Source organism: uncultured Stenotrophomonas sp. (assembly GCF_913778665.1).
Taxonomy (GTDB): domain Bacteria; phylum Pseudomonadota; class Gammaproteobacteria; order Xanthomonadales; family Xanthomonadaceae; genus Stenotrophomonas.
The window spans coordinates 703,098-727,492 of sequence record NZ_CAJYVQ010000002.1 but is presented as its reverse complement, the minus strand read 5'-3'; the positions used below and the strand labels follow the sequence as shown (position 1 = coordinate 727,492).

The following is a 24,395-nucleotide window of genomic DNA, read 5'->3' as shown; positions in this document are numbered from 1 at the left end:
GGGCAAATGCGGGCTTTCCGTGGTTGGGCGGGGTGGGGCCGGTTGCGGGGGACGCCGTAAACCCGTCCCTGGGGGCTTGGCCGCGGCATCCATGCCGCGGACACCCCCACAACCGGCCCCACCCCGCCTTCGACAGATCTCCGCGAACTGTCGGAACGGCGTCGTGCACTGCTCTGGTGGGTGTCGACCTTGGTCGACACGCTTGATACGGAAGAATGATCTGCCCATGAAAAAAGCCCGCCGGAATACGGCGGGCTTTTTTTGTGCAACGTGTGCGTGCAGATCAGGTCCAGCCGAACAGCTCGAACAGCTTCAGGATCAGGTACGCACAGCCACCTGCCGCCGGGATGGTCAGGATCCAGGCCCAGACGATGCGCTCGATCACGCCGAACTTCAGCGATCGCGGGTTCTTGGCGAAGCCCACGCCCATGATCGCGGTGGAGATGCTGTGCGTGGTCGAGACCGGCATGCCGAAGTGGGCAGCCAAGGTCAGGATCGTGGCCGAGCTGGTCTCCGCGGCGAAGCCGTGGATCGGGTGCAGCTTGACCATCTTGTGGCCCAGGGTCTTGATGATCTTCCAGCCGCCCGAAGCGGTACCGGCAGCCATCACCACCGCACAGGTCAGCACGATCCACATCGCGATGCCGTCACCGGCGTGCGCGTCGGGGTGCATGAAGGCCAGCCACGACGGCAGGTCGTTCAACGCACCGGTGGCTTCGGCGCCGATCAGGGTCATGGCGATGATGCCCATGGTCTTCTGCGCATCGTTATGGCCGTGGGCGAAGCCCATGTAGGCCGCCGAGGCGATCTGGGCCTTGCCGAAGAACGCATTGACGATGCGCGGACGGGCCAGGCGACCGATGGCACCACCGATCTTGGCCAGGCCGGCGATCAGGCCCCACAGCAGCACCATCACCACGATGCCAAGCAGGAAACCGGCGATCGGCGAGGTGATCATCGGCACGAACACCTTCCACAGCAGGCCCTTGTTCTGCGCCCAGCTGCCCAGGCGCTCGGACCAGATCAGCGCGTCCCAGTTGTTGTGGGCCGCGGCCAGGCCGGCGCCGCAGAGGCCACCGATCAGCGCATGCGAGGATGAGGATGGCAGGCCCTTCCACCAGGTGATCAGGTTCCAGATGATGCCGCCCAGCAGCGCGCACAGGATCACCTGCGGGGTGACCTCGACCACGTTGGTGTTGAGCAGGCCCGAAGCGATGGTCAACGCCACCGCGGTGCCGGTCAGCGCACCGATGAGGTTCATGAAGGCGGCCAGCATCACCGCCCAGCCGGGCGAGAGCACCTTGGTCGCGACCACGGTGGCAATGGAGTTGGCGGTGTCGTGGAAGCCGTTGATGAACTCGAAGACGAGTGCGGCCAGGATCACCACCAGGACAAGGGTCAACATGCGGCGGCGTCCGTCAGCTGTTCTTCAACACGATCTGGTAAGCCACCACGCCGGCCTCGCGGCAACGGTCGATGGCCTTTTCCAGGATCTCGAAGAATTCCTTCAGCAGGAACATCTGCAGGTTGTCCAGGCGGCCGGAATAGATGTCGCGGTACAGCTCGAGCATCAGCCGGTCGGCCTCGTTCTCCAGCGAGCGAAGCTTCTCGTTCAGCGCGGTCATCCGGTCCAGGTTCATGTGGCGCAGGTCGGCCACCATCTCCACTACCACGCCCGCCGCCTGTTCCAGCATCGCCGCGCGCGGCGCGAAGTCGATGTGCTCCAGGTGGGTCGTAGCCAACGAATAGCGATCGGCAAACTTCTCGATCTGCTTGGGAATCTTGTACAGGGCCGAGCCCAGCGCTTCGATGTCTTCGCGCTCGATCGGGGTCATGAAGCTGTCCACCAGCGCCTGGCTGATCTTGTCCGAGGCCGCGCGCTCGCGCAGGCGGGCCAGCTTGAAGGCGTCCAGCGCGGGCTGGCGATCGGCCTCGCGCAGCATGGAATGCAGCGCCTTGGCGGCGTCGGACGCCGCGACGGCGGCCTCATCAAGCAGGGTGTAGAACTGTTTGCCGGAACCGAAAATGGTCTGCAGAGAGAACATTGAGAAACCTGTCAGCCGTCGCGGGAAGGACGGCACCAGACGGAATTATGACGGCTAGATGACCATCTCGGGTATCCCTGCCCCCTTTTCGGGGCATGGAAGCCCGAACCTGAACAGGCAGTTGCCATCCGGCCACGCCCCTTTGCTAAGATGCCAGCGCGCCTTCGGGCGCACCTTATGGACGACGACCCTTATCCCCCTGCGCCGCGCCGGATCCCGTTCCTGAGCGCCTGCCGCCATCGCAAGCACACGCCCTCCCTGCCACCAACCGGGGACGATGCCCGTGTTTGAAATGATCCTGATTGTCTTCGCGCTGGTTCTGCTGAACGGCTTCTTCGCCATGTCCGAGATGTCGGTCATGACCTCGCGCAAGAGCCGCCTGAAGCAGATGGCCGCCACCTCCAAGCGCGCCGCCAAGGCGCTGGAACTGTCGGAGAAGCCGGAGAGCTTCCTGTCCACCGTGCAGATCGGCATCACCGTGATCGGCGTGCTGACCGGCTACCTCGGCGGTGAAGCACTGGGCGAGGCCTTCGCCGGCTGGATCCAGGGCCTGATGCCGGGCTTCGCCTATGCCGGCAACATCGGTACCGCGCTGGCGGTCAGCCTGATCACCTTCATCACGCTGATCTTCGGCGAACTGGTGCCCAAGCGCCTGGCGCTGACCCGTTCGGAGGCCATTGCCGGCCTGGTGGCGATGCCGATGAGCTGGCTGGCCAAGCTGGCGCTACCCTTCGTCTGGCTGCTGTCCAAGACCACCCAGCTGGTGCTGCGCCTGTTCGGCCTGGGCAAGGATGAGGTCGCCTCGGTGACCGAAGAAGAGATCCGCATGCTGGTCGCCGAGAGCCACGAGGCCGGCGTGATCGACGCCCACGAGCGCGACATGATGAACCGCGTCATGCGCCTGGGCGACCGCACCGCCGACAGCCTGATGACGCCGCGTAACCGTATCGCGTGGCTGGACACCCAGGCCGGTCTGGAGCGCAACCTGGAAATCATGGCCGAACACGAGTTCTCGCGATATCCGGTGTACCGCGACAATGACATGGACGTGGTCGGCGTGCTCGAACTGAAATCACTGGCCACGCGCATGGCGCGCGGCGACACCGCGCTGTTCCAGACCCTGCGCGAGCCGCTGTATGTTTCCGAATCGACCCACGCGATGAAGCTGCTGGAAATCTTCCGCGAGGAACAGCAGTCGATGGCACTGGTGGTGGATGAGTACGGCGAGATCCAGGGGCTGGTGACCATCAGCGACCTGATGGGCGCGGTGGTCGGCCGCCTGCAGGCGGTGGAGAACGCCGACGAGGATGCGCTGGTGGTGACCCGCGAGGATGGCTCGCTGCTGGTGGATGGCTCGCTGCCGATCGAGGACCTGCGTGAGCTGATCGGCAGCAACGACCTGCCCGATGCCGAGGATGGCGACTACTACACGCTGGCCGGCATGTGCATCCACTATTTCGGCCGCATTCCGCATGCGGGCGAATACTTCGACTGGGCCGGCTGGCGCTTCGAGATCGTCGACCTGGACGGGGCGCGCGTGGACAAGCTGCTGCTGCGCACACTGTCCGACGAGCAGGCCGATGAGCTCACCGCCTGAGGCCGGCCAAGGCCCGCGCGCTGATCGCCGGGCCTACCGCAACGAGGGCATCCGCACCCTGCTGGAGATGTTCGCCTCCGGCGAGCCCACCGAGCACATGCCGCTCGGCCACATCCTCTGCAACCTGCAGCAGAGCGCCTTCGGTGTGTTCCTGTTCGTCGCCATCCTGCCCTCGTTCATCCCGATCCCGGGCATGGGCGGTGCGGTCAGCGGGCCGCTGGTGATCCTCATCGGCCTGCAGATGCTGTGCTGCCTCCGCCGCCCCTGGCTGCCGGGCTTCATCGCACGTCGCGGACCGAAGCGCGGCACCATGCACCGCTTCCTCGACCGCATCGAACGGCCGCTGCGGCGCCTGGACAAGATGCTCAAACCGCGCCTGCCGCAGCTGCTGACCCCGCTGCCGGCGCACGCATTCACCGGCCTGTTGCTGGTGCTGCTGGGTGTCCTGCTGTCGCTGCCGATTCCGTTCACCAACTTCCTGTTCGGCTTCCAGCTGCTGCTGTTTGCGCTGGCGCTGCTGGAGCGCGATGGCGCGCTGATGCTGTTCAACTGGATCGCAGCGCTGGCGGCGATCGCCTTCTTCGGCTTCAGCTCGGGACAGCTGGTGGGCTATACGGTGGATCTGGTGCAGCGCTGGTTCTGAAAGACGACCGCTGCGCTCGCCGGGCATGGCCCGGCGCTACACACGATGCGCGCCCGCTAGCGCCGGGCCATGCCCGGCGGGGCGAAACCTCAACGCAGATCAATGAACCCGTTATCGGCCAGCGGTGCCGGGTCGTCCTGCACCGCCGACAACACGAACGTCAGCGCCTTGCCCAGCAGCGTGCCCGGGCCATCCCAGTACTCGGCACTGTCGGCACGCACATGGATCAGGCGCAGGTTGGGGTCGTCCTTGCCTCCAGGGAAGAACAGCTTCATCGCAGGCGACCACAGCTCCTCGATCTTCGCGCGATCGTCAACCACGCGCGCACGGCCTGACACCGATACATACGTGTTCTTGGACGGTGATGCGTAAGCCACGTTGACCCGCGGATCGAGCGCGATCTCGGCCACCTTCGGGCTGTCGGCGGTGATCACGAACCAAAGATCACCGTCGAAGGCGACCTGCTGGGTGGCCAGCGGCCGGCTGTAAAGGCGCCCGTCAACGCCGGTGGTGGTGAACATCGCCACCTCCACGTCCTGGATCAGTTCGGCCAGCTGGGCAATGTGTTCGGCGTGCGTATCGGCCATGGGGGGCTCCATCGGTGTCGGGCCCCCATCAGACGCGCATCGACCGCAATGGGCCGTGACGCAATTGTTCAGCCCGCGTGGCGGGCGTGCCAGGCCTGCATCGCCAGCTCGAACGAACGCAGGCGCGCACGATGCTCATACAGGTTGGCGGTGAGCATCAGTTCGTCGGGTGCGTGCCGCTCGACGAAGGCAGCGATGCCCTCGGCCACCTGTTGCGGATCACCCAGCACGGTGCAGGCCAATGCCCGCTCCACGCCCAGCTTTTCATGCGGTTCCCAGAACGACTCGATATCGTCGATCGGCGCCGGAATCTTGCCCGGGCGCCCACGACGCAGATTGACGAAACTCTGTTGCTGGCTGGTGAACAGGCGGCGTGACTCGGCTTCGCTGTCGCTGGCGACTACGTTCAGCGCCAGCATCGCGTGCGGTTGCTTCAGGGTCGCCGACGGGCGGAACTCGCGGCGGTACACAGCAAGGGCTTCGTCCATCGCGTCGGGCGCGAAGTGCGAAGCGAACGCGTACGGCAGGCCCATCGAGGCGGCCATGCGCGCGCCGAACAGGCTCGAACCGAGGATCCAGGTAGGCACCCGCAGGCCCCCGCCCGGCACGGCCTGCACGGCCTGGCCGGGTTGCACCGGCTCGAAGTAGTGCAGCAGTTCGCGCACGTCCTGCGGGAACTGGTCGGCGCTGTCGAAGTAGCGACGCAAGGCCCGCGCCGTCGGCTGGTCGGTGCCCGGCGCGCGGCCCAGGCCAAGGTCGATACGGTCCGGATACAGCGACGCCAGCGTGCCGAACTGCTCGGCCACCTGCAGCGGCGCATGGTTGGGCAGCATGATGCCGCCGGCACCCACGCGGATGCGCTTCGTGCTCCCGGCCACATGGCCGATCAGCACGGCGGTAGCCGCACTGGCGATGCCAGGCATGTTGTGGTGTTCAGCCAGCCAGTAGCGGCGGTAGCCAAGCGCATCGGCATGCTGGGCCAGTTCCAGCATGTTGGCGAAGGCGGCGGTGGTGTCACTGCCCTCGCAGACCGGGGCCAGGTCGAGAATCGACAACGGGATCATCAGGCGGTATTCCGTCACAGGATTCCCCTTGTGATGGGGTCGGCCGGGCGCAACGGCCAGTGACGGTGGCGGAATGCTGATTCCCGCGGGACGGGCTCAGCGTCCGCAGGGCTTGATCCGGTCGTGCCGCCCGCTGGCCGGCAGGCTGGGTGCCGCGGCAGCCGAGCAACGACCGGCTTCACCGGGAAATCGGCATTTCCCGCAGGGCGGGTCAGAACGCGCTGGGGCGCGGCTCCGGCAGCGGTTGGTCGACCATCGGCTTCAGCCCGGCATCCAGTGCCACGCGCTCGTCGAACACGAAGCAGCGGCCCTCGTAGCCTTCGCCCCCCACTTCCTCGAAGTAGCCGAGGATGCCACCGTCGAGCTGCAGCACGTTGTCCATGCCGTCGTTGAGCATCCACAGCGCGGCCTTCTCGCAACGAATGCCACCGGTACAGAAACTGACCACGGTACTGTCCTTCAGCGCCTCGCGGTGCGGTGCCAGCGCCTCGGGAAGGTCGGTGAACTTGTGGATGGGAAGCACCAGCGCATCCTTGAAGGTCCCGTACTCCACCTCCTGCAGGTTGCGCGTATCGAGCATCACCACCGGCTTGCCGGCATCGTCATGGCCCTGCCGCAGCCAGCGCTGCACGGTTGCCGGATCAACGGCCGGCGCACGCGGAAAGTCCAGCGGCTGGCCGTCATCACGGCGGAAGCTGATGATCTCGTCCTTCACCTTGGCCTTCAGCCGCGCGAACGGCTGGTGTTCGCTGAGGCTGGTCTTGACCCGCAGGTCAGCGAAGCGCGCGTCTTCGCGGAGCGCTGCGTAGAAGCCTTCGATCGCGTCGGGCGCGCCGGCCAGGAACAGGTTCAGGCCCTCGCCGGCCACCAGGATCGTGCCGCGCAGCTCGGCCGCCTCAGCACGCTCCAGCAGCTGGTCGCGCAGGGCCTGGGGGGCGTCGATGACGGCGAAATGGTAGGCGGCGGTGTTGGCGATCATCCAGCCATTTTAGCGCCAGTGCGCGCCGGGGTCAGATTCCACGTTCACGAATTCAGGCATCAGAGTCCTCTGCGCAGCAGACGGATCCGACCCTTTAGCCGCGCAGCAGCATGAACGGCAGCAGCACCAGCGCCGCCGCGCCGGCCATCGCCAGCAGCACCAGCGCCACGTATAGCGGGCGCCGCCGGAACAGGCTGGCGAAGGTCTCGGCGGTGCCATCGCGCAGCGCCTGCTCGCGCTCTGCACGCACCCGCACGCCCCGCGCGGCCTGGTAGTCGGCCATCAGCGCCTTGGCGCGCGGATGGTCAGCGTCCTCGCGCAGCCACAGGCCGCCGTTGGAAATGCCCCAGGGGCTGGGTTCGGTGCGGTACCAGGCGATGCCGTGCTGATCGAGCAGCGTGCAGACATCGGCATATTCGTCGTCGCCGACGTTGCGCAGATTGAGCAGAAGTTTTGCCATGCGCCCATGATACCTGCGCCGATGCGCTACCCTTGCCGCCCTCGCCCTGCGCCCTTCCGGAGACGCCCGATGCGCCGCCTGCTGCTTCCCCTGCTGCTGTCACTCGCCGCCGCTGGCTGCTCGACCGAGCCGTCCGGTCCGCCGCCGGGTGGCACGCTGACCACCTTCGAGCGCATCGACAAGGTGCCCGGCACCGGTGCCGAGGCCGTCGCCGGCAGCAAGGTCACCGTGCATTACACCGGCTGGATCTACGACAACCGCACCGAGAACAAGCACGGCAAGACCTTCGACAGCTCGGTCGGCCGTGGAGAACCGTTCACCTTCACGCTCGGCGCCGGCCAGGTCATCCGAGGCTGGGATGAGGGCGTGGCCGGCATGAAAGTCGGCGGCAAGCGCACCCTGATGATCCCGCCGGATTACGGCTACGGCGACCGCCGCGTCGGCCCGATCCCGGCCGGCTCGTCGCTGGTGTTCGACGTCGAGCTGCTCGATGTCAAACCGTAATACCGCTCCGCCACCGCGGGTCGCCGTCATCGGCGGTGGCCCGGCCGGCCTGTTCGCCGCCGAACGCCTGCGCGCGGCCGGCCTGGAAGTCGACCTGTACGAGGCCAAGGGCTCGCCCGGCCGCAAGTTCCTGATCGCCGGCAAGGGTGGGCTCAACCTGACCCATTCCGATCCACGCCCGCTGTTCGACAGCCGCTACCGTGAGCAGGCCCCCGCAGTCGGCCGCTGGCTGGACGGTTTCGACGCGCAGGCGCTGCGCGACTGGGCGGCGGGTTTCGGCGTGGAGACCTACGTGGGCAGCTCCGGCCGCGTGTTCCCGGTCGACCGCAAGGCCGCGCCGCTGCTGCGTGGCTGGGTACGCCGGCTGAAGGAACAGGGCGTGCGCCTACATGCGAACCATCGCTGGACCGGCTGGGGCGACGATGGCGCGCTGCGCTTCAGTACCGAAGACGGCGAGGTTGATGTCCATGCCGGCGCCACCGTGCTGGCCCTCGGTGGCGGCAGTTGGCCGCAGCTGGGCAGCGATGGCGCCTGGGTCGCGCCGTTGCAGGCGCGCGGCGTCGACATCGCGCCACTGCAATCGGCCAACTGCGGTTTCGACGTGGACTGGACGGCGATGTTCATCCAACGCAATGCCGGCACGCCGCTGAAGGCGGTGGTGGCGCACTGGATCGATCTGGCCGGCCAGCCGCAGTCGCTGCAGGGTGAGTGCGTGGCCAGTGAGTACGGCATCGAGGGCAGCCTGATCTACGCGTTGGCGGCCGATCTGCGCGAGACCATCAACCGCGACGGCCACGCCACGCTGTGGCTGGACCTGGTGCCCGGCCGCGACGAAGCGCGCCTGCTGGCCGACCTGTCGCGCCCGCGCAAGGGCCGCAGCTTCGGCGAGCACCTGCGCCGCCAGGCCGGCGTCGATGCGGTGAAGGCTGCGCTGGTGTTCGAACGCCTGGGCAAGGACGCCGGCAACGATCTGCCTATGGTGGTGGCCACACTCAAGCGGCTGCCAGTGCGCCTGCTGCGGCCGCGGCCGATGGCCGAGGTGATCAGTACGGCCGGCGGCGTACGACTGGACGCGCTGGATGAGGGATTGATGCTGCGCGCCCTGCCCGGCGTTTTCTGCGCCGGTGAGATGCTGGACTGGGAAGCGCCGACCGGTGGCTACCTGCTGACCGCGTGCTATGCCAGCGGCCTGCGTGCGGCGGAAGGCGTGATCGGGTGGTTGAAACCGGCGCTGTAGAGTCGAGCTTGCTCGGCTGCATTGCGTGGTAGAGCCGAGCCCATGCTCGGCTTGAATCAAAAGCAGTCGAGCAAGCTCGGCTCTACCCTACCAAGGCCGGCGCATGCTCACCGACGCCAGCGCCACGCCGCTGGGATGCGGATAGGCCTCTTCGCGCACGCTGACAAAGCCTTGCCGGTGGTAGAAGGGCACTGCGTTGAGCGAGGCCGACAGCACCACCTCACGCCCGCGATCGGCCATGGCCAGCAATCGCTGCATCAGCGCCTGGCCGATGCCCTGGCCACCACGATCCGGATCAACGAACAAGGCATCGACTTCATTGGCATCGGCATCGAAGACGCCGAATCCAAGCAGCGCGCCCTGCGCATCCTCGGCCACCACGCAACCGCCCTGCCCCAGCAGCCGCGCATAGTGCGACGGTGGCGGCGAGGCCGACCAGGGTGCGATCACCTGGGCGGGGTAATGGCTGCTGCAGGACTCGCGCACGCAGCGCGTGCGCAGTGCCCACAGCGCTGCCACATCGTCCATGGTGCCGGTCCTGAACTGCATGACATCTCTTGTAGCGTCGAGCTTGCTCGACTGTACTGAACAGCAAGGCCGTCGAGCAAGCTCGACGTTACGGGAGCGTCATCGCGACTTGCTGGCGCGCAATGCCTGGATCTTCGGTGGTGGCTGGAACGAATCGCTGCGCGCGTCGGCCCAGAACGCATGGAATACGGCGTGATCCGGCACCTTGTGCAGCAGCTCGCCCGGTTCCAGGTAACGGTACAGCGACGCCAGCGAACGGATCTCGACGGGCGAAACACGACGCAGGATGTGCTCCGGGCCCAGCTCCGCCGGGTCGTTCAGGCCCGCGGCGCACAGGAGCTCCTTCAGCGCGTGCAGGGTGTGCTCGTGGTAGCTGTACACGCGGGTGGCCTTGTCCGGTGCATCCAGGTGCTTCCAGCGCGCCGGGTTCTGGGTAGCGATACCGGTCGGGCATTTGTCGGTGTGGCAGCTCAGCGACTGGATGCAGCCCAGCGCGAACATGAAACCCCGCCCGGCATTGCACCAGTCGGCGCCCAGCGCGATGGTGCGCGCGATGTCGAAAGCACTGGTGATCTTGCCGGCCGCGCCGATGCGGATGCGCTCGCGCAGGTCGAGGCCGACCAGGGTGTTATGCACCAGCAGCAACGCTTCGTGCATCGGCACGCCGACATGGTCAACGAACTCCGCCGGTGCCGCACCGGTGCCACCTTCGGCGCCATCGACCACGATGAAGTCCGGCAAAAGGCCGGTTTCCTGCATCGCCTTGGCGATACCGAACCACTCCCACGGATGGCCGATGGCCAGCTTGAAGCCGACCGGCTTGCCACCGGACAACTCGCGCAGGCGCGCGACGAACTGCAGCAATTCAACCGGCGTGGAAAACGCGGAGTGGCGCGACGGCGACACGCAGTCCACGCCCATCGGTACGCCGCGCGTCACAGAGATCTCGGCGGTCACCTTCGGCGCCGGCAGCACACCGCCGTGGCCTGGCTTGGCACCCTGCGACAGCTTGATCTCGATCATCTTGACCTGATCATGCGTGGCGTTGGCAACGAAGCGCTCTTCGCTGAAGCTGCCCTTTTCGTCACGGCAGCCGAAATAGCCCGAGCCGATCTCCCACACCAGATCACCACCCATTTCGCGGTGATACGGCGAAATCGAGCCTTCGCCGGTGTCATGGTAGAAGCCACCGCGACGCGCGCCTTCGTTCAAAGCGCGGATCGCATTGGCCGACAGCGAGCCGAAGCTCATCGCCGAGATGTTGAACACGCTGGCCGAATAGGGCTTGGCGCAGGTCGGGCCGATCAGCACGCGGAAGTCGTGCTTGGCAATGGTGGTGGGCGCCAGCGAATGGTTGATCCACTCGTAGTCCACCGCGTAGGTGCTGCGCAGGGTCCCGAACGGCACCGTGTCCATCTCGTTCTTGGCACGCTGGTAGATCAGCGCGCGCTGCTGCCGCGAGAACGGCACATCCTCCAGGTCGCTCTGCACGAAGTACTGGCGGATTTCCGGGCCGATCGATTCGAGCCCGTATCGGAAGTGCGCCATCACCGGATAGTTGCGGCGCAGCGTGCTGCGCTTCTGCAGCAGGTCCCAGGTCCCCAGCGCCACCATCGCGGCAGTCAGGCCGACGCCCCAGTACCAGGCCGGCCACAGCGTGGCCAGCCACAGGCATATCGGGAACATCAGGATGGCGAGCAGGTAGACGATGTACCGGTGCATGGCTTTCCTCGGTTGCAACTGCCCCCGAGTCTACCGCGGTGCCTGTCGACAGGGCTTACAGACGAGCGTCAACCACGTTGCGCGGCCAGGCCGATTTCACATCGTAGACCAGCCCACCGGGCGCCAGCAGGCCGCGGATCGCGTGTTCGTCCATCGCCTTGAAACGGGCGTGGGCCACCGCCAGCACCACCGCGTCGTAACTGCCGGCGATCGGCTCGGCCAGCCACTGCACACCGGCCTCGGCCAGGGCCGCCGGGCCCACCCATGGGTCACTCACCTCCACCTCGGCGCCGGCCCCGCGCAGGCGCTGCGCCAGTTCCAGTGCGCGGCTGTTGCGCAGATCCGGGCAGTCCTCCTTGAACGTCACGCCCAGCACCATGATGCGTGCCTGTGCGGGGGCGCGGCCGCGCTCGGCAAGCATCGCCAGCACCCGCGCCGCCACGTGTTCGCCAACGCGGTTGTTGACCTGCCGCGCGGTATGGATCAGGTCCGGGTGATAGCCCACGCTTTCGGACTTGTGCAGCAGGTAGTACGGGTCCACGCCGATGCAGTGGCCGCCGACCAGGCCGGGCCGGAACGGCAGGAAGTTCCACTTGCTGCCCGCCGCATCCAGCACGTCCTGGGTATCGATGCCGAGCCGGTCGAAGATCAGCGCCAGCTCATTGACCAAAGCGATGTTCACGTCGCGCTGGATGTTCTCGACCACCTTGGCCGCTTCGGCCACGCGCATCGACGGCGCGGCGAAGGTGCCGGCCGCGATGATGCGCTGGTACAACCCATCGATGACCTCAGCAACCTCCGGCGTCGAGCCCGAGGTGATCTTGCGGATGTCGGCCAGCCGTCGCTGACGGTCGCCGGGACTGACCCGTTCCGGACTGTAGCCACAGAAGAAGTCCTGGTTGAAGCACAGGCCCGAGCCCTGCTCCAGCAGCGGCACGCAGACCTCTTCGGTGGTGCCGGGATACACCGTGGATTCGTAGATCACCAGGTCGCCCGCGCGCAGATGCGTGGCGATCAACCGGCTGGCCGAACGCAACGGCTCCAGGTCGGGTTGTTCGTAGGCATCGATCGGCGTCGGCACAGTAACGATGTAGACATTGCAGGCATCGAGCAGCGCCGGATCATTGCCGTACTGCAGGTGCTGCGCGCGGGCCAGCTCGTCGGCCTCCATCTCCAGCGTGTGGTCCTGGCCGCTGCGCAGCTCGGCGATGCGCCCGGCATCGATATCGAAGCCCAGCGTCGGCCAGTGCCGTCCGAACGCCACCGCCAACGGCAGGCCGACATAGCCCAGCCCGATCACCGCGAACCGCGGCGCCACCGCCGCCGCAACCGCAACCGGCGCACTCATCGGCACATCCCGTGTACCGGATCAAACCGCAGGCGCGCTGCGATGGCTTCGGCCAACCCACTCATTCGCTGTACCACTCCGGGGAAACCCGCACCAGAAAGGCTACAGCCTAACGGCCCCGGCGCCCTGCCGCCAAGGCAGGCTCAGGAGCCCAGCGCGACCGCTGCTGGCTCCAGCTCACCGTCAGCGCCGGTCCAGGCCAGCAGCAGGCGCTCGAAACCGCCATTGCCGAGCAGGAAACCCGGCCACGCCGCTCCGACGATCTGTTCCAGCAGGTCCGCTTCGATCCGCCGCGTGCCCATCGACCAGCGCGGGAACACGCGCTGCGCCACCGGTGCACGGCACAGCATCTTTATCTGCCCATGGCTGCGCGCATTGACGATGCGCTGGAACACCGAGTCGATGCCATCTTCAGGGCCCTCCAGGTACTGCAGGAAGCGGCGGCCATCGAACATCAGCACACCGGTGACACCGGCTACACGGTTGAAAGTCGTGGCATCAGCCAGCAGGCGATCAAGATCGGTTGTCTGCAGATCGGCGCGGGCCTCACTGGCATAGGCAATCGCGTGCAGCGACATCAGGTGGCTCCCCCCCTGGGAACGATGGCTGGGACTATGACATGAACAAGGAAAACAGTTAAGCACGCGGCCGGCTTCCCGCATTTCCGCTGGCGCGCCGCAGCTGGGCTACAATCGGCGCCGCGCTGCAGGCCCGGATGGCGAAACTGGTAGACGCATCGGACTTAAAATCCGCCGGGGGCGACCCCATGCCGGTTCGATTCCGGCTCCGGGCACCAGCGTGCGCGTTGCGCAACGGATCGATCAGATCGCACGCGAATAGCGTGGCTGCGCATGTGCAGCGCGCAGGTACGGGTCGAAGCACATCGCCAGCAGGCGCAGCAGCGGCCGGCCCGGCTCGCTGGCGCGCACCACGCCATCGCGGTACTCGGCCAGGCCATCTTCCTGCAGCCGCTGCACCGAACGCAGGTCCTCGGCAAAGTACCGCTCGAATTCAACACCGTGGCGCTGGCCCAGGACGGCCCCATCCACCTCACCCTGGCACATCAACTGCTGGATCAGGTCGGCGCGCAGCTGGTCGTCGGCACTCAGCGCGACACCGCGCCAGACCGGCAGCTGGCCCTGGTCCACCGCGTCTTCCCACGACGGCAGGTCGCGCGGGTTCTGGCTGTAGGTGGCGCCGATGTGGCTGATCGCACTGACCCCAAGACCGAGCAGGTCGGTGTCGGCATGGGTGGTGTAGCCCATGAAGTTGCGGTGCAGCTGGCCGGCCCGCTGTGCGCGCGACAGGTCCTCTTCCGGCAGCGCGAAATGATCCATGCCGATGTACTGGTAACCCGCAGCGGACAGCTTTTCCACCGCCAGGCCCAGCAGCGCCAGCTTGTCTTCCGGCGAAGGCAGCCGGCTTTCGTCGATCTGCTTCTGTGCGCGGAACAGATGCGGCAGGTGCGCATAGCCGTAGACTGCCAGGCGATCCGGGCGCAGCGCCAGCACCCGTTCCAGGGTGCGACCGAACCCCTGCAGGCTCTGTCCGGGCAAGCCATAGATCAGGTCGACGTTGACCGATCGCATGCCGCTGTCGCGGCAGGCCTGCAGGATGTCCAGCGTCTGCTGCACGCCCTGCATGCGGTTGATCGACGCCTGCACCAGCGGATCGAAATCCTGTACGCCCAGGCTGGCCCGGTTGAAGCCCAGCCGCGCCAGCATCGCCACGTCACGGGTATCGATGAAGCGCGGGTCAAGTTCGATCGAAAAGTCGCGCTGCGGCGAATCACTGAAGTCGAAGCGACGGCGCAAGCCCTGCACCAGCGTGGTCATCGCCTCGGCATCGAGGAAGTTCGGCGTCCCACCGCCCAGGTGCAGCTGGATGACCTCGCGGCCGTCCTCGAACTGCGGCGCCAGCAGGTCGGCCTCGGCCAGTACGCGCGACACATAGCTATGACCGCGGCCGCGATCACGGGTGATCACCCGGTTGCAGCCGCAGTAGAAGCAGGGGCTGGAGCAGAACGGCACGTGCACATACAGCGACAGCGCGCGCGCCTGCCGGTTGCTGTCGGCGATTGCCTGGCGCAGGGCCGGGGCGCCAAAGCCATCGTGGAAGTGCGGCGCGGTCGGATACGAGGTGTAGCGCGGCCCGGGCCGGTCGTGCCGGCGCAACAGGTCGGGGTCGAAGGTCCAGGCCAGGCCACCGGCGGCGGGAGAGAACGTGTCCATGCCGCCAGCATCGCGCCGGGCGGCGGCCAGCGCCTTGACCCAGATCAATCCTTGGCGGGCATCCCCAGCACCGGCAGGCCGACCTGCGGCCAGCGCAGCATCTGGTAGCGCTTCCAGAAGGTGTCGCCGATGCGCGCGGCGACGTCATCGGCCAGCGTCTGCATCAGCGGATTGCCGCACTCGGCCGTGGTGATCCGGAACAGTGCCAGCCAGCGCTCGAACAGGTCCTTATCCAGCGCGATGGCCATGTGCTTGGACATCGGCGAACCCTTGAAACGGCGCGTGCCGCGCAGCATCGCCGACCAGAAATCAACCAGCTGCGCCAGGTGCTCCGGCCAGTCATGCACATGCGCTTCGAAGACCGGTCCCAACCGCTCTTCCTGGCGCACGCGTGCGTAGAAGTCGTGCACCAGGCGGGTCACTTCCTGCTCGGTGCACAGCTCGGGCGAGGCGACGGGAATGACAGGCGGCGGGGGTGCGTTCATCGGGGTACCCAAAACGTGCCGGCAGTGTGCCGCAGCCGGCCGCCACCACCGTTGATCCAGATCAATGTCGGCGCAGTCCGCTGCACCTAGGCTGACACGCTTGCAGGAAGCATGCCTTGCGGATGCGGCGCCAATACCGGCGCAGTATACGCGCCGCCCACTTTCCGATCCGGGACAGCATGAACAGACCCTCTCCCAACCGCCGCCAGCACCTGATCCAGCAATGGGGCTCGATCCTCTGGCCCAGCTTCATCGCTGCCGGCGCGGCCAGCGTGGTGTTCTTCGCCTTCGTCGACCCGTTGCGGCTGCAGGCGATCAGCTTTCCGGGCACGACGATCAGCCGCGAACTCGGCTATAGCGCGGGCTTTTTCATGTTCTGGGCAGTAACAGCGCTGTCCAGCGCGGTTACCTGGTATCTGAACCGGCCGATGCCAGGCGACGATGACGAGGAGCTGCCGCTGGGATGAGTACGCCCTGCTCCACCCGGCCCCGCCCCCGGCACTGGCGTGGGACGCTCAGCGCCGTGCTGCTTGCACTTTTCTATGTCCTGCCGTGGCTGCGCTGGGACGGTCGCCAGGCCCTGCTGCTGGACATCGGTGCACGCCGCTTCGACCTGTTCGGCTGGACGCTGTGGCCCGGCGACGTGGGCATGCTGATCGGCCTGCTGGCCGTGCTGGCGGTGAGCCTTGCACTGATCACCCACCTGACGGGGCGCCTCTGGTGCGGCCATGCCTGCCCGCAGACGTTGTGGCGGGTAGCCTTCGACTGGATCGCGCGCGGGCTGGCGCGACGGCTGCCGGCGGTGGCCGTTGGCCCGGCCACGCAACTGGCCTGGGGACTGCTGTCGATCTGGACCGGCATCACCTTCGTCGGCCTGTTCAGCCCGATCGATGCGCTGCTGTCTAGCGCGCCGCACGCCGGCTGGAGCGGCTGGGAAACCTTCTGGGTGCTGTTCTACGCCGCCGCCACCTGGGGTAATGCCGGCTTCCTGCGCGAGCAGGTCTGCCGTTCGCTGTGCCCATTCGCACGCATGCAGCCGCTGCTGACCGATCCGCATACGCCACGCATGCTGTTCGACGCGCGTCGCGGTGAACCGCGAGGGCCACGCCCTTCCGGGCTGGGAGGTGTGCTTGGCCGCGGCCGCGGCCTGCTCGACCCGACCACCGCCCAGGACTACGTGTTCCGCGCCGCGCATCCGCTCCTGGCCGGGCCGATGCCCACCTTCAGCGCCGACCGCCTGGGCGACTGCACCGATTGCGGCGCTTGCCTCAAGGCCTGCCCGATGCAACTGGACATCCGCCAAGGACCGCAGGCCGATTGCCTGGCCTGCGGCGCCTGCCTGGAGGCCTGCGCGCAGCAGCAGCACCAGGCCGGATTCGGTCCGGGGCTGGTGCGTTACTGCAGTCCGCAGACGATGGCCGGTCAACCGCGGCGCTGGTGGCGACCGCGGACCCTGGCCCTGCTGTCGATGCTGCTGGCGCTGCTGGCCTGTGGCGCCTGGCGCCTGCTCTGAATCAACGCGGCCCGTCGACGTGAGGCGGTACCAGCTGCGCACGTCGGACGATGCCCAGCTGCTCGATGATCAACGCCATTTCATTGGTGACTTCGGTACGCTCGGTGCCCTGCGGGACCAGGCGATCCAGCACCTGCTGATAGGTATCCCAGAACGCCGGACCGCATCCGTGTTTGTGATAGCTGGCTTCCAGTTCGCGGCGTACCCGTTCAGCCAAGCCATGCATGCCGTATTCCATACGACCTCCGTTGGACTTGTTCTGCATCGTTGACGGACGACCGACTCACTTGCGTGCTACTGAAAGACTCCCGGCTTCACGGCCGGTTGACCCCAATTAGGCACAGATTTCACGACAGGTCAATTACATCGCGCCATTTTTGCGATCGAAATTATTAATCGTTCACAAAACTGCATGCGAGTCCCCAAGGCTACCGGGCGGGGTGAAGCCGACAGGCGACCCAGAGCCCTCCGTCCCACCCCCAGTAGGCGGCGTTGATCGGCATAGGCAGATCGATCATTTCTTTCTATTTTGCTAAGTCTACTTAGCAAATGACGCTTAGCGTGCTAAACGCGACAAAGAGCGGCGCAATTCAGATGGATTCGCTTTCCGTGGCGTCCTTTGCGGGAAACAGGTTCGGATAGCGCTGCTGCAGCATGTACTGGCGCAGGGCCGGAATCGGGAAGTCACGCGGCCATTGCGAGACAGCGGATCGGCTGATGCCAAAGAAACGTGCCAGTTCGGCATCGGTGCGGAACCCCAGCCGGGTTCGCACCTGTCGCTTGTTCCAGAATTCGGTCACGGTCGGTCCTTCTGTTAACCAGACTTATTCTCGCGACAAGAATTCTTCGCAAGCCACGCGTTAAGCTGGCTTGCATAGATGAATACTCTTGGCCAACGACTCGCCGCCGCCATGAAGAAAGCCGGGCACCCACGCCCGGCCGATCTGGCCCGTGCCGCCAAATCGACGACGGCAACCATCAGCAACTGGCTCAACGACCATGTCAGTGCCTCCCATGTAAAAGCCGAACAACTGTTCCGCATCGCCGATGCGGCCAAACTCGACGCGCGCGAACTCCTGTATGGAGTCAGCGGGCGCGGCGTGGGCGAGCCCGGCAATGCCTACATTCCCAGCCAGGCCCATCTGGATGTCTGGCAGGACGCCTACGAACTGGTCAGCCACCTGGTGGCCGAGAACGGCCTGGAGATCGATCACCGGCGGCATGCGGCCCTGGATCTGCTGGCGTTCGAACTGCTGATGGACGGGTTCAGCCGCAGCAAGGTGGCCCGCATTCTGACCACCTCGATGACGTAACTGCACCCACGCTGGTAGCATGGTCGCCGATGGGGATGGGGCTCCCCCGATAACCGCCTGAGAGGGCTGATGGCTCCTGCCAAGACGAACCCGGCGTTCGTCGATGGCAGGCCGCGCCTGCCTTCGCCGTTCGCCATCGATCCTGCGGCTGCGCACTCGAGGCACGCGATGCAAGCATTGAACAGTTATTTCCTGGTCTTCATCGGAGGCGGCCTCGGCGCCTGCCTGCGCCATGCCTGCAACATGATCGGTGCACGGGTGGCGGCGAGCAGCCCCTGGCCGTGGTCGACCTTCCTGATCAACATCAGTGGCGCGCTGCTGATGGGGGTGGTGGTTGAAGCCTTCGCCCTGCGCAACGGCGCTTCTCCACAGCTGCGCCTGCTGCTGGCCACCGGCATCCTCGGCGGCTACACCACGTTTTCCACCTACGCGCTGGAAATCGGCTTGCTGCTGCAACGCGGCCAGCACGGGCTGGCCGCACTGTATGCCGGTGGCTCGATGGCGCTGGGCCTGGCCGGCCTGTTCGGTGGCATGAGGCTGACCCGACTGTTGATGGGCTGACGCTCAGGCCGCGGCAGCGCGGGCCTGGCCGCGCCACTGCCGCGGCGATTGCCCGGTGTGAGCCTTGAACGCCCGCGACAACGCCGCCTCGCTGCCATAGCCGACTTCATCGGCGATCCGCTTCAGCGGCCGGCCCTGGCGCAACGCCTGCTGTGCCAGCCCCACCCGCCAGCCCTGCAGGTACTGGCCGGGGGTCGTGCCCATCGCCTCGCGGAAGCTGGCAGCGAACACGCTGCGCGACATGCCAGCGACATCGGCCAGGTCCTCCAGCGTCCACGCCTGGGCCGGTGCCTCGTGCATCGCCACCAGTGCCAGCCGCAGGCGTGGATGGCCGAGCCCAGCGAACAGGCCACCGCGCATCTCACCGCCTTCCATCAACTGGCGCAGCACCTGGATCATCACCACCTCGAACAGGCGGTTGACCATCGCCGCGCGCCCGCAGCGCTGCTCGAAGGCTTCCTCGAACAGCAGCTCCAGCGCTGCATGCCCGCCATAGAGATCGGCCAACGGCAGGCAGATGAAATCCGGCAGGGCCGCGCTGATCGGATTCAGCCGGCCACCCTCGAAATGCAGGTTCGCGCAGGCCATGTCGGCGCCGAGCTGCGGATCGCTGCTGAAGCGATGCGGCATCGGCCGCGGGTACAGCAGCAGGCTGGGAGCATCGACCTGCACGGTCTGCTGGCCGTGACTGACCTGCAATGGGCCCCGCCGCACCAGGTGCAGCTGGCCGGCCTCGTCCTCAGCCTCCAGGGTATGGATGCCGCACAGGGCGCCGGCCTGGAATACCGAGGCGGTGACCGCGAAACGATCAAGCAGGATGGCAAGGCGATCGACCATGACAGGACTCCGAATCAAGCAGAATGAGCTCAACACGACCAATCGTATCGGAATCTCCTCTCGACTGGACGGCACTGGCCCACTGATCCCCCGGGCGCTATACAGGCCGCAGATCCCCGCGCATGGAGGCACCGATGTCGATCCGCATCGCCCTGGCCCTGTGGCCGCTGCTGCTGGCTGCCGCACCGGTGCCGGCAACGACCCCATCGAAGATCGAGCAGCTGGCGTGGCTGGCCGGGTGCTGGCAGCTCGACGGACAGCCGGCCGGGGCCGGCGAACAATGGTCGAGCCTTGCCGGCGGCACCCTGCTCGGCAGCAGCCGCAGCGTGCGCGACGGGCGCACCGTCGGCTTCGAGTTCATGCAGTTGCGCCAGCACGACGATGGCCGCCTGGTGCTGACCGCCCTGCCCTCCGGCCAGAACGCCACCGACTTCACGGCTACCGCCCTCGATGAGCATGAAGCGGTGTTCGAGAACCCGGCCAACGACTTCCCGCAGCGCATCCGCTACCGCCGCCTGGACGCGCAACGTGCGCATGCGCGCATCGAGGTGGCACAGGACAATCCGCAGCAGGCTATCGACTTTCCGATGCACCGCGTTGGCTGCGGCGGCCCGGCACCGGCGCGCTGAATCCTACCCGGCACGTCGCTATGCCGTGTAGCGGATCACGACGAAGCCTTCCTCCGGCGCAGGCGCGGCGAATCGGTGGATTCCAGTTGCCGGGAGAGCGCTGCATGCAATCCGCCTTCCCGGCCCGGTTGCATGGTGGTGACGACCGCGCGCTACCCCGCCTTCCCGCGGGGAGTGCGGATGGTGCGCAGGGCCATGCCGCCCGCGTAGGGCGCTGACGGCCAAGACCACAATCTCCTGCGGCAGTGCAGCGCGCGCAGGGTTTCGCCGCGATCTATGCTCGGCGCCATTCCCGAATGGAATGATCACCATGCGCGCCTTGTTTCGAAATGCCCTCGCCCTCGGCCTGCTGGTGTCTTCGACAGCGCTGCTGGCGACACCGCCCCCGCCCCCGTCCCCGCGCACGCTCAGCGGCGAACTACAGGGCGCGCCGTGGCGGCTGGATGTGCCAGCCCGCTGGAACGGCGAACTGGTGATGCTGGCACATGGCTATGAACCGGTAGGTGTACCGCGCACCACGCCGATGCCGGCCAGTGACAGCACCGCAGCGCTGCTGGGCGCGGGTTACGCCGTCGCGCAGAGCGCGTACTCCAGCCAGGGGTGGGCAGTGGCCGATGCGCTCGACGACATGGAACGGCTGCGCAAGCATGCCTTGGTGGAGCTCAAGCACGTACGGCACACCTGGATACTGGGATTCTCGATGGGAGGTGCGGTGACCATCGGCAGCCTCGAGCACTTTCCCCAGCATTATGCCGGTGGTGTTTCGCTGTGCGGTGCCAATCTCGCTGGCGAGCAGATCGCGACCGACCTGCTGACCACACTGGTCGCGTTCGATTATTTCTTCCCCAGGTCCGAGGGGCTGCCGAACAACGGGCTGCTGTCGCGCGAAGCAGCCGTGCTACCACAGGGCGAGTTGTACCAGGGTATCGTCGCGGCACTGCAACGCGACCCGACACATGCCGAAGTGCTGGCGCAGCGGCTACAGGTCACCACTGACGAACTGGCCGACGCGATCAGCCTGCACGCGCTGGTCCTGCATGAACTGGCCACCCGCAGTGGCGGCATGCCGGTCGGCAACGCCGGCGTGGTCTACCGCGGTTTTGGTGATGACGTCGCCTTCAATGCCGGCGTGCGGCGCATCGACGCCGTGCCCGCCGCACAGGCCCAGGTGCGCAGCACGCTGGCACTGACCGGTGCGCTGACACGACCACTGGTGATCCAGTTCAACCACAACGATCCGACCATCGTTCCGCACATGCAGGCGGTGTATCCGCAGTTGGCCGCACGCGCCGGCGCACGACCGCTGCCGCGGGTGTTGCCTGCGGCGGGCGAAGGACATTGCGGCTTCTCCGGCACGCAGGTGATCGATGCGTTGAAGGCGGTGCCGCGCTGAGCGCAGCGACGTGCCGCGGTGCGTCAGGACACCTCGGCGCCGACTGCTATGGTGGCCAGGCCCATTGACGGGCAGACAAAGGACTGACGTGATGATCAAGACGACCTTGAAGACCGTGATGCTCCTTGGCGTGGCCGTGACCGGCCTGGCGTTCGCCGCAGGAACCTGCGAGTTCTGCACGCTGCGCTACGAGCAGTGCCTGCGTGCCACCCACGGGCCGCTGGGCAAAACCTCCGAACAGTGCCTGGCCGAGTACAAGCTGTGCCGCGAAATGGACTGCCCGTCTCCCTGACCGGCGTCCGGCCGGCTCCTGCGGGGGCCGGCTCAGCGCGTCATGCCGGCGGCATCGATGCCAGCCTGGGACCCCGGGGGCGGTCTGACCGGGCGGCTTCATCCGGAGCGTGGAGATCGGCCGCCATGACCAGGGGCCAGGCCGCGCCACCTGCTTGGCCCGCACGAAGCAGCCGCTGCTTGGCACTTACCGTGCGCCCTTGAACCACGACAGGCGGCATCAGCCGCCCAGCGTGCCCATCGTGAACGTGAAGCCCGAGTTCATCAGGAACTCGCGCATGCGCATTTCCGCGCGCCGCGGCGAGGCCAGATTGGCCGGTGCATACAGTGCGTAGACCACACCGGCGCCTTCGATGGACTCGCGGCGCACGCCGCAGTGCCGGGTTTCCGAAGCGATCACCCAGCCGTCCTTCAGACGGTCCGGGCCAATCGATTGGCCGTTCATCAGCCGGAATGTCAGCCAGCGTACTTCCGCCGAGGATTTGTTCATCGTCGGCGCACCGGCTGCGTGCCGCGGTCGTTCATGTCCTTGCTCGCCATTGCAGCTCCCTAAGACTTGGAACCTGACCATAGCGCCTCGCCATGTCGTGGGTGGCTGAGACTGGCCAGACGCAGCTCAGGTCGCCAGGCTGAACAGCCGCCACAGGGCCTCGCGCCCCGGCGGTGTCAGCCGCAGTTCGCGCCGGCCGTCGATGCGCCGCAGCCAATCGTTCTCCACGAAGGTCTCCAGCATCGCCTCGCCGACCAACCCGGCCAGATGCGGACGTCGCTCGGTGCAGTCCAGGCAGCCACGGCAGTAGCGCGCGGGCTTGGCCATCACCGCCTGCTGCAGGAGATCACGCAGCGGCTGGCCAAGGCCGCCAAGAAAACCAGCCCCTTCCGCACTGACCTGCCAGTGCCCCTCGCGCGGTTGCAGATGCCCGGCCTGCAGCAGGCGATCGGCGATCGCGACCGCATGCACGCCGGCCAAGTGCCGATAACAGGAGCGGGCCTCGCGCAGCGCCGGCAGGCTGCGTGACGCCGCCGCCGTGCACGAAGGCGTGTGGTCGGCAACGCGCAGGATGCTCTCCAGCATGTCGGCCACCTCGCTCGACGCCAGCCGATGATAACGATGGCGCCCCTGCGCGACGGCGACCAGAAGATCACCCTCGACCAGCCTGCGCAGGTGCGCGCTCGCCGTCTGCGGCGTCACCCCGGCCACCCGCGCCAGCTCCATCGCGGTGTAGGCGCGGCCATCCATCAGCTGCAGCAGCATGCTGGCGCGCGCCTGGTCACCGACCAGGGCACCGACGCTGACAAGGGAACCGGAGGTATGGACCATGCCGGCATTGTGGCATGCAGGGATGTGCGGACAGTTCGATGCAGGCCGAAGCGTCGGACACTGCGCACATTGCACAGTGAGCACCTGGCCATCATGAGATCCACAATGAAAAACGCTTCGTTCGAGCGCCGGCGCATCCGCCCTCCGGTGCTCTACCCCGGCACGCCGGTACTGTTGATGACCACGCTGAACGACGATGGCAGCAGCAACATCAGCCCGCTGTCCTCGTTCTGGGCACTGGCCGACCGGGTGGTGCTGGGACTTGGCACGCAGGGCCAAGGCTATCGCAACCTGCAGCTGCGCAACGAATGCGTCCTCAACTTTGCCTCCGCCCCACAGGCCGCGCAGGTTGAAGCGATCGCGCGGACGACGGGGCGTGATCCGGTCCCCGCCGCCAAACAGGCGATGGGCTATGTACACGCGCGTGACAAGTTCGCGCTGGCTGGCTTTACCCAGGTGCCTTCCGCAAAAGTGGCACCCGCGGCGATTGCCGAATGCCCCCTGCAGGTGGAAGTCACGGTGATGGCGATGCACTCACCCAGCGGCGAAGGCGACGCCGGCTTTGTGATGGTGGATGGCCGTGTCCGCTGCGTGCATGCGCATTAGGACATCACCATTGCGGGCACCCAGCACATCGACGTGACGCGCTGGAAGCCGCTGATCTATCTGTTCCGTCACTACCTGGGCGTGAGCGATCCGGTAGGGCGCAACTTCCGGGCCGAACCCGTTGTGCCCATCGGCGTGTAGCCACGCATTCCGCAGGCCATGGAGTCCACACAAATAAAAAAGCCCTGACCGAAGTCAGGGCTTTTCAATTGGAGGCCTCAAGCGGAATCGAACCGCTGTAAACGGATTTGCAATCCGGTGCATAGCCACTCTGCCATGAGGCCAACGTACTGCGCGCCAGGAACGTAGCCCTGACAAGACAAAACCCCAAGATGGGGCCTGTCGGAACATGGAGCGGGAAACGAGACTCGAACTCGCGACCTCAACCTTGGCAAGGTTGCGCTCTACCAACTGAGCTATTCCCGCGTAAGCCGTCATGGTACCGGAAATCCGGAACGCACACCAGCGATTTCACTTTTCTGACTGCGCGCAAAGCCTTGT

28 protein-coding genes, 3 tRNA genes, 1 pseudogene and 1 riboswitch are annotated in these 24,395 nt (G+C 66.6%); of the genes and pseudogenes, 13 read left to right on the top strand and 19 right to left on the bottom strand.

All coding sequences use genetic code 11. From position 1 onward, the window contains the following. Positions 1-283 precede the first annotated feature (283 nt). Together QZ853_RS04280 and QZ853_RS04275 are read right to left on the bottom strand one after the other, a co-directional pair. Entirely contained in the window at positions 284-1,405 is a 1,122-nt protein-coding gene (locus tag QZ853_RS04280) for an inorganic phosphate transporter (RefSeq protein WP_197596921.1), read from the bottom strand. Between the two features lie 13 nt (positions 1,406-1,418). After that, a complete protein-coding gene (locus QZ853_RS04275) occupies positions 1,419-2,045 on the bottom strand; it encodes a DUF47 family protein (RefSeq protein WP_004152833.1) in 627 nt (208 codons plus the stop codon). A gap of 292 nt (positions 2,046-2,337) precedes the next feature. Here QZ853_RS04275 and QZ853_RS04270 point away from each other — a divergent pair, with 292 nt between their 5' ends. Together QZ853_RS04270 and QZ853_RS04265 are read left to right on the top strand one after the other, a co-directional pair. Beyond that, the gene (locus QZ853_RS04270) at positions 2,338-3,642 is read left to right on the top strand and encodes a hemolysin family protein (protein WP_295570994.1); all 1,305 of its coding nucleotides are present in this window, start codon (positions 2,338-2,340) and stop codon (positions 3,640-3,642) included. Next, positions 3,626-4,285 carry an exopolysaccharide biosynthesis protein gene (locus tag QZ853_RS04265; RefSeq protein ID WP_295570992.1) on the top strand — a complete coding sequence of 220 codons (660 nt, stop codon included), beginning with the start codon at positions 3,626-3,628 and terminating at the stop codon, positions 4,283-4,285. The genes QZ853_RS04270 and QZ853_RS04265 overlap by 17 nt, the downstream gene beginning before the upstream one ends. A gap of 89 nt (positions 4,286-4,374) precedes the next feature. Here the strand turns inward: QZ853_RS04265 and QZ853_RS04260 are convergent, their stop codons facing one another. The 4 genes from QZ853_RS04260 to QZ853_RS04245 form a co-directional block, all read right to left on the bottom strand. After that, positions 4,375-4,872 (bottom strand): pyridoxamine 5'-phosphate oxidase family protein, encoded by a 498-nt coding sequence (locus tag QZ853_RS04260; protein ID WP_295570990.1) that lies wholly within the window; start codon positions 4,870-4,872, stop codon positions 4,375-4,377. A 68-nt stretch (positions 4,873-4,940) separates the two neighbouring features. After that, positions 4,941-5,936 carry an LLM class flavin-dependent oxidoreductase gene (locus QZ853_RS04255; RefSeq protein WP_295570989.1) on the bottom strand — a complete coding sequence of 332 codons (996 nt, stop codon included), beginning with the start codon at positions 5,934-5,936 and terminating at the stop codon, positions 4,941-4,943. Positions 5,937-6,147: 211 nt separating this feature from the next. After that, positions 6,148-6,915, bottom strand: coding sequence for a sulfurtransferase (locus tag QZ853_RS04250; protein ID WP_295570987.1), 768 nt, complete (start codon positions 6,913-6,915; stop codon positions 6,148-6,150). A gap of 94 nt (positions 6,916-7,009) precedes the next feature. Next, positions 7,010-7,375: a DUF6164 family protein gene (locus QZ853_RS04245; RefSeq protein WP_295570984.1), complete on the bottom strand. Its 366-nt coding sequence runs from the start codon at positions 7,373-7,375 to the stop codon at positions 7,010-7,012. A 69-nt stretch (positions 7,376-7,444) separates the two neighbouring features. On the opposite strand from QZ853_RS04245, the gene QZ853_RS04240 reads away from it, so the two are divergent. Next, a complete protein-coding gene (locus QZ853_RS04240; protein ID WP_295570982.1) occupies positions 7,445-7,879 on the top strand; it encodes an FKBP-type peptidyl-prolyl cis-trans isomerase in 435 nt (144 codons plus the stop codon). Continuing rightward, on the top strand, positions 7,866-9,116 hold the full coding sequence (locus QZ853_RS04235) for a TIGR03862 family flavoprotein (protein ID WP_295570980.1): 1,251 nt from the start codon (positions 7,866-7,868) through the stop codon (positions 9,114-9,116). Before QZ853_RS04240 ends, QZ853_RS04235 begins: the two co-directional genes overlap by 14 nt. Positions 9,117-9,203: 87 nt before the next feature. Here QZ853_RS04235 and QZ853_RS04230 read toward each other — a convergent pair whose 3' ends face one another. The 4 genes from QZ853_RS04230 to QZ853_RS04215 all read right to left on the bottom strand — a co-directional run bounded on the left by QZ853_RS04230 (position 9,204) and on the right by QZ853_RS04215 (position 13,292). After that, complete coding sequence (locus QZ853_RS04230; RefSeq protein ID WP_295570978.1) at positions 9,204-9,665, bottom strand: GNAT family N-acetyltransferase; 462 nt, start codon at positions 9,663-9,665, stop codon at positions 9,204-9,206. A gap of 78 nt (positions 9,666-9,743) precedes the next feature. Continuing rightward, on the bottom strand, positions 9,744-11,366 hold the full coding sequence (locus QZ853_RS04225) for an FMN-binding glutamate synthase family protein (protein ID WP_295570975.1): 1,623 nt from the start codon (positions 11,364-11,366) through the stop codon (positions 9,744-9,746). 55 nt (positions 11,367-11,421) lie between these two features. After that, positions 11,422-12,714: a nucleotide sugar dehydrogenase gene (locus QZ853_RS04220; RefSeq protein ID WP_295570973.1), complete on the bottom strand. Its 1,293-nt coding sequence runs from the start codon at positions 12,712-12,714 to the stop codon at positions 11,422-11,424. 143 nt (positions 12,715-12,857) lie between these two features. Further along, positions 12,858-13,292 (bottom strand): BLUF domain-containing protein, encoded by a 435-nt coding sequence (locus tag QZ853_RS04215; protein WP_295570971.1) that lies wholly within the window; start codon positions 13,290-13,292, stop codon positions 12,858-12,860. Between the two features lie 131 nt (positions 13,293-13,423). Between QZ853_RS04215 and QZ853_RS04210 the strand changes: the two genes are divergently transcribed. Further along, positions 13,424-13,510, top strand: a tRNA-Leu gene (locus QZ853_RS04210). Positions 13,511-13,535: 25 nt separating this feature from the next. Here QZ853_RS04210 and hemN read toward each other — a convergent pair. Next, entirely contained in the window at positions 13,536-14,945 is a 1,410-nt protein-coding gene (gene hemN, locus QZ853_RS04205) for an oxygen-independent coproporphyrinogen III oxidase (RefSeq protein WP_295571139.1), read from the bottom strand. A 44-nt stretch (positions 14,946-14,989) separates the two neighbouring features. Further along, entirely contained in the window at positions 14,990-15,430 is a 441-nt protein-coding gene (locus QZ853_RS04200) for a group III truncated hemoglobin (protein WP_295570968.1), read from the bottom strand. Between the two features lie 179 nt (positions 15,431-15,609). On the opposite strand from QZ853_RS04200, the gene QZ853_RS04195 reads away from it, so the two are divergent. Next, the gene (locus tag QZ853_RS04195; RefSeq protein ID WP_295570966.1) at positions 15,610-15,897 is read left to right on the top strand and encodes a hypothetical protein; all 288 of its coding nucleotides are present in this window, start codon (positions 15,610-15,612) and stop codon (positions 15,895-15,897) included. After that, complete coding sequence (locus QZ853_RS04190; RefSeq protein ID WP_295570964.1) at positions 15,894-16,943, top strand: 4Fe-4S dicluster domain-containing protein; 1,050 nt, start codon at positions 15,894-15,896, stop codon at positions 16,941-16,943. The genes QZ853_RS04195 and QZ853_RS04190 overlap by 4 nt, the downstream gene beginning before the upstream one ends. 1 nt (position 16,944) lies before the next feature. Here QZ853_RS04190 and QZ853_RS04185 read toward each other — a convergent pair whose 3' ends face one another. Together QZ853_RS04185 and QZ853_RS04180 are read right to left on the bottom strand one after the other, a co-directional pair. Next, a complete protein-coding gene (locus QZ853_RS04185; protein WP_295570963.1) occupies positions 16,945-17,181 on the bottom strand; it encodes a hypothetical protein in 237 nt (78 codons plus the stop codon). A gap of 352 nt (positions 17,182-17,533) precedes the next feature. Continuing rightward, entirely contained in the window at positions 17,534-17,743 is a 210-nt protein-coding gene (locus QZ853_RS04180; RefSeq protein ID WP_295570961.1) for a hypothetical protein, read from the bottom strand. 111 nt (positions 17,744-17,854) lie between these two features. Between QZ853_RS04180 and QZ853_RS04175 the strand changes: the two genes are divergently transcribed. Both QZ853_RS04175 and crcB read left to right on the top strand, forming a co-directional pair. Continuing rightward, positions 17,855-18,256 carry a transcriptional regulator gene (locus QZ853_RS04175; RefSeq protein ID WP_345777877.1) on the top strand — a complete coding sequence of 134 codons (402 nt, stop codon included), beginning with the start codon at positions 17,855-17,857 and terminating at the stop codon, positions 18,254-18,256. A gap of 22 nt (positions 18,257-18,278) precedes the next feature. Next, a riboswitch (Fluoride riboswitch) is annotated at positions 18,279-18,342 on the top strand. 82 nt (positions 18,343-18,424) lie between these two features. Next, entirely contained in the window at positions 18,425-18,817 is a 393-nt protein-coding gene (gene crcB / locus QZ853_RS04170) for a fluoride efflux transporter CrcB (protein WP_295570956.1), read from the top strand. A gap of 3 nt (positions 18,818-18,820) precedes the next feature. Here crcB and QZ853_RS04165 read toward each other — a convergent pair whose 3' ends face one another. Continuing rightward, positions 18,821-19,654, bottom strand: coding sequence for an AraC family transcriptional regulator (locus tag QZ853_RS04165; RefSeq protein WP_295570954.1), 834 nt, complete (start codon positions 19,652-19,654; stop codon positions 18,821-18,823). A 134-nt stretch (positions 19,655-19,788) separates the two neighbouring features. Here QZ853_RS04165 and QZ853_RS04160 point away from each other — a divergent pair, with 134 nt between their 5' ends. From QZ853_RS04160 to QZ853_RS04150, 3 genes are all read left to right on the top strand, one after another. Next, positions 19,789-20,283 carry a DUF6265 family protein gene (locus tag QZ853_RS04160; RefSeq protein ID WP_295570952.1) on the top strand — a complete coding sequence of 165 codons (495 nt, stop codon included), beginning with the start codon at positions 19,789-19,791 and terminating at the stop codon, positions 20,281-20,283. Between the two features lie 310 nt (positions 20,284-20,593). Further along, positions 20,594-21,676, top strand: coding sequence for a hypothetical protein (locus tag QZ853_RS04155; RefSeq protein WP_295570950.1), 1,083 nt, complete (start codon positions 20,594-20,596; stop codon positions 21,674-21,676). Between the two features lie 91 nt (positions 21,677-21,767). After that, positions 21,768-21,968, top strand: coding sequence for a hypothetical protein (locus tag QZ853_RS04150; RefSeq protein ID WP_295570948.1), 201 nt, complete (start codon positions 21,768-21,770; stop codon positions 21,966-21,968). Positions 21,969-22,187: 219 nt separating this feature from the next. On the opposite strand, the gene QZ853_RS04145 is transcribed toward QZ853_RS04150, so the two are convergent. Continuing rightward, complete coding sequence (locus tag QZ853_RS04145) at positions 22,188-22,457, bottom strand: hypothetical protein (protein ID WP_295570947.1); 270 nt, start codon at positions 22,455-22,457, stop codon at positions 22,188-22,190. Positions 22,458-22,583: 126 nt separating this feature from the next. Beyond that, positions 22,584-23,288, bottom strand: coding sequence for a winged helix-turn-helix domain-containing protein (locus QZ853_RS04140; protein ID WP_295570945.1), 705 nt, complete (start codon positions 23,286-23,288; stop codon positions 22,584-22,586). A 105-nt stretch (positions 23,289-23,393) separates the two neighbouring features. On the opposite strand from QZ853_RS04140, the pseudogene QZ853_RS04135 reads away from it, so the two are divergent. Continuing rightward, positions 23,394-24,035: pseudogene (locus QZ853_RS04135) on the top strand (flavin reductase). A 69-nt stretch (positions 24,036-24,104) separates the two neighbouring features. On the opposite strand, the gene QZ853_RS04130 reads toward QZ853_RS04135, so the two are convergent. Both QZ853_RS04130 and QZ853_RS04125 read right to left on the bottom strand, forming a co-directional pair. Next, positions 24,105-24,178 (bottom strand) — tRNA-Cys (locus QZ853_RS04130). 66 nt (positions 24,179-24,244) lie between these two features. Further along, positions 24,245-24,320, bottom strand: a tRNA-Gly gene (locus QZ853_RS04125). Positions 24,321-24,395 lie beyond the last annotated feature (75 nt).

Bases quoted from the DNA above. Each gene is read 5' to 3' on its own strand.
- QZ853_RS04280 (WP_197596921.1), bottom strand. From the start codon at position 1,405: ATGTTGACCCTTGTCCTGGTGGTGATCCTGGCCGCACTCGTCTTCGAG.
- QZ853_RS04275 (WP_004152833.1), bottom strand. From the start codon at position 2,045: ATGTTCTCTCTGCAGACCATTTTCGGTTCCGGCAAACAGTTCTACACC.
- QZ853_RS04270 (WP_295570994.1), top strand. From the start codon at position 2,338: ATGATCCTGATTGTCTTCGCGCTGGTTCTGCTGAACGGCTTCTTCGCC.
- QZ853_RS04265 (WP_295570992.1), top strand. From the start codon at position 3,626: ATGAGCTCACCGCCTGAGGCCGGCCAAGGCCCGCGCGCTGATCGCCGG.
- QZ853_RS04260 (WP_295570990.1), bottom strand. From the start codon at position 4,872: ATGGCCGATACGCACGCCGAACACATTGCCCAGCTGGCCGAACTGATC.
- QZ853_RS04255 (WP_295570989.1), bottom strand. From the start codon at position 5,936: ATGATCCCGTTGTCGATTCTCGACCTGGCCCCGGTCTGCGAGGGCAGT.
- QZ853_RS04250 (WP_295570987.1), bottom strand. From the start codon at position 6,915: ATGATCGCCAACACCGCCGCCTACCATTTCGCCGTCATCGACGCCCCC.
- QZ853_RS04245 (WP_295570984.1), bottom strand. From the start codon at position 7,375: ATGGCAAAACTTCTGCTCAATCTGCGCAACGTCGGCGACGACGAATAT.
- QZ853_RS04240 (WP_295570982.1), top strand. From the start codon at position 7,445: ATGCGCCGCCTGCTGCTTCCCCTGCTGCTGTCACTCGCCGCCGCTGGC.
- QZ853_RS04235 (WP_295570980.1), top strand. From the start codon at position 7,866: ATGTCAAACCGTAATACCGCTCCGCCACCGCGGGTCGCCGTCATCGGC.
- QZ853_RS04230 (WP_295570978.1), bottom strand. From the start codon at position 9,665: ATGCAGTTCAGGACCGGCACCATGGACGATGTGGCAGCGCTGTGGGCA.
- QZ853_RS04225 (WP_295570975.1), bottom strand. From the start codon at position 11,366: ATGCACCGGTACATCGTCTACCTGCTCGCCATCCTGATGTTCCCGATA.
- QZ853_RS04220 (WP_295570973.1), bottom strand. From the start codon at position 12,714: ATGAGTGCGCCGGTTGCGGTTGCGGCGGCGGTGGCGCCGCGGTTCGCG.
- QZ853_RS04215 (WP_295570971.1), bottom strand. From the start codon at position 13,292: ATGTCGCTGCACGCGATTGCCTATGCCAGTGAGGCCCGCGCCGATCTG.
- hemN (WP_295571139.1), bottom strand. From the start codon at position 14,945: ATGGACACGTTCTCTCCCGCCGCCGGTGGCCTGGCCTGGACCTTCGAC.
- QZ853_RS04200 (WP_295570968.1), bottom strand. From the start codon at position 15,430: ATGAACGCACCCCCGCCGCCTGTCATTCCCGTCGCCTCGCCCGAGCTG.
- QZ853_RS04195 (WP_295570966.1), top strand. From the start codon at position 15,610: ATGAACAGACCCTCTCCCAACCGCCGCCAGCACCTGATCCAGCAATGG.
- QZ853_RS04190 (WP_295570964.1), top strand. From the start codon at position 15,894: ATGAGTACGCCCTGCTCCACCCGGCCCCGCCCCCGGCACTGGCGTGGG.
- QZ853_RS04185 (WP_295570963.1), bottom strand. From the start codon at position 17,181: ATGGAATACGGCATGCATGGCTTGGCTGAACGGGTACGCCGCGAACTG.
- QZ853_RS04175 (WP_345777877.1), top strand. From the start codon at position 17,855: ATGAAGAAAGCCGGGCACCCACGCCCGGCCGATCTGGCCCGTGCCGCC.
- crcB (WP_295570956.1), top strand. From the start codon at position 18,425: ATGCAAGCATTGAACAGTTATTTCCTGGTCTTCATCGGAGGCGGCCTC.
- QZ853_RS04165 (WP_295570954.1), bottom strand. From the start codon at position 19,654: ATGGTCGATCGCCTTGCCATCCTGCTTGATCGTTTCGCGGTCACCGCC.
- QZ853_RS04160 (WP_295570952.1), top strand. From the start codon at position 19,789: ATGTCGATCCGCATCGCCCTGGCCCTGTGGCCGCTGCTGCTGGCTGCC.
- QZ853_RS04155 (WP_295570950.1), top strand. From the start codon at position 20,594: ATGCGCGCCTTGTTTCGAAATGCCCTCGCCCTCGGCCTGCTGGTGTCT.
- QZ853_RS04150 (WP_295570948.1), top strand. From the start codon at position 21,768: ATGATCAAGACGACCTTGAAGACCGTGATGCTCCTTGGCGTGGCCGTG.
- QZ853_RS04145 (WP_295570947.1), bottom strand. From the start codon at position 22,457: ATGAACAAATCCTCGGCGGAAGTACGCTGGCTGACATTCCGGCTGATG.
- QZ853_RS04140 (WP_295570945.1), bottom strand. From the start codon at position 23,288: ATGGTCCATACCTCCGGTTCCCTTGTCAGCGTCGGTGCCCTGGTCGGT.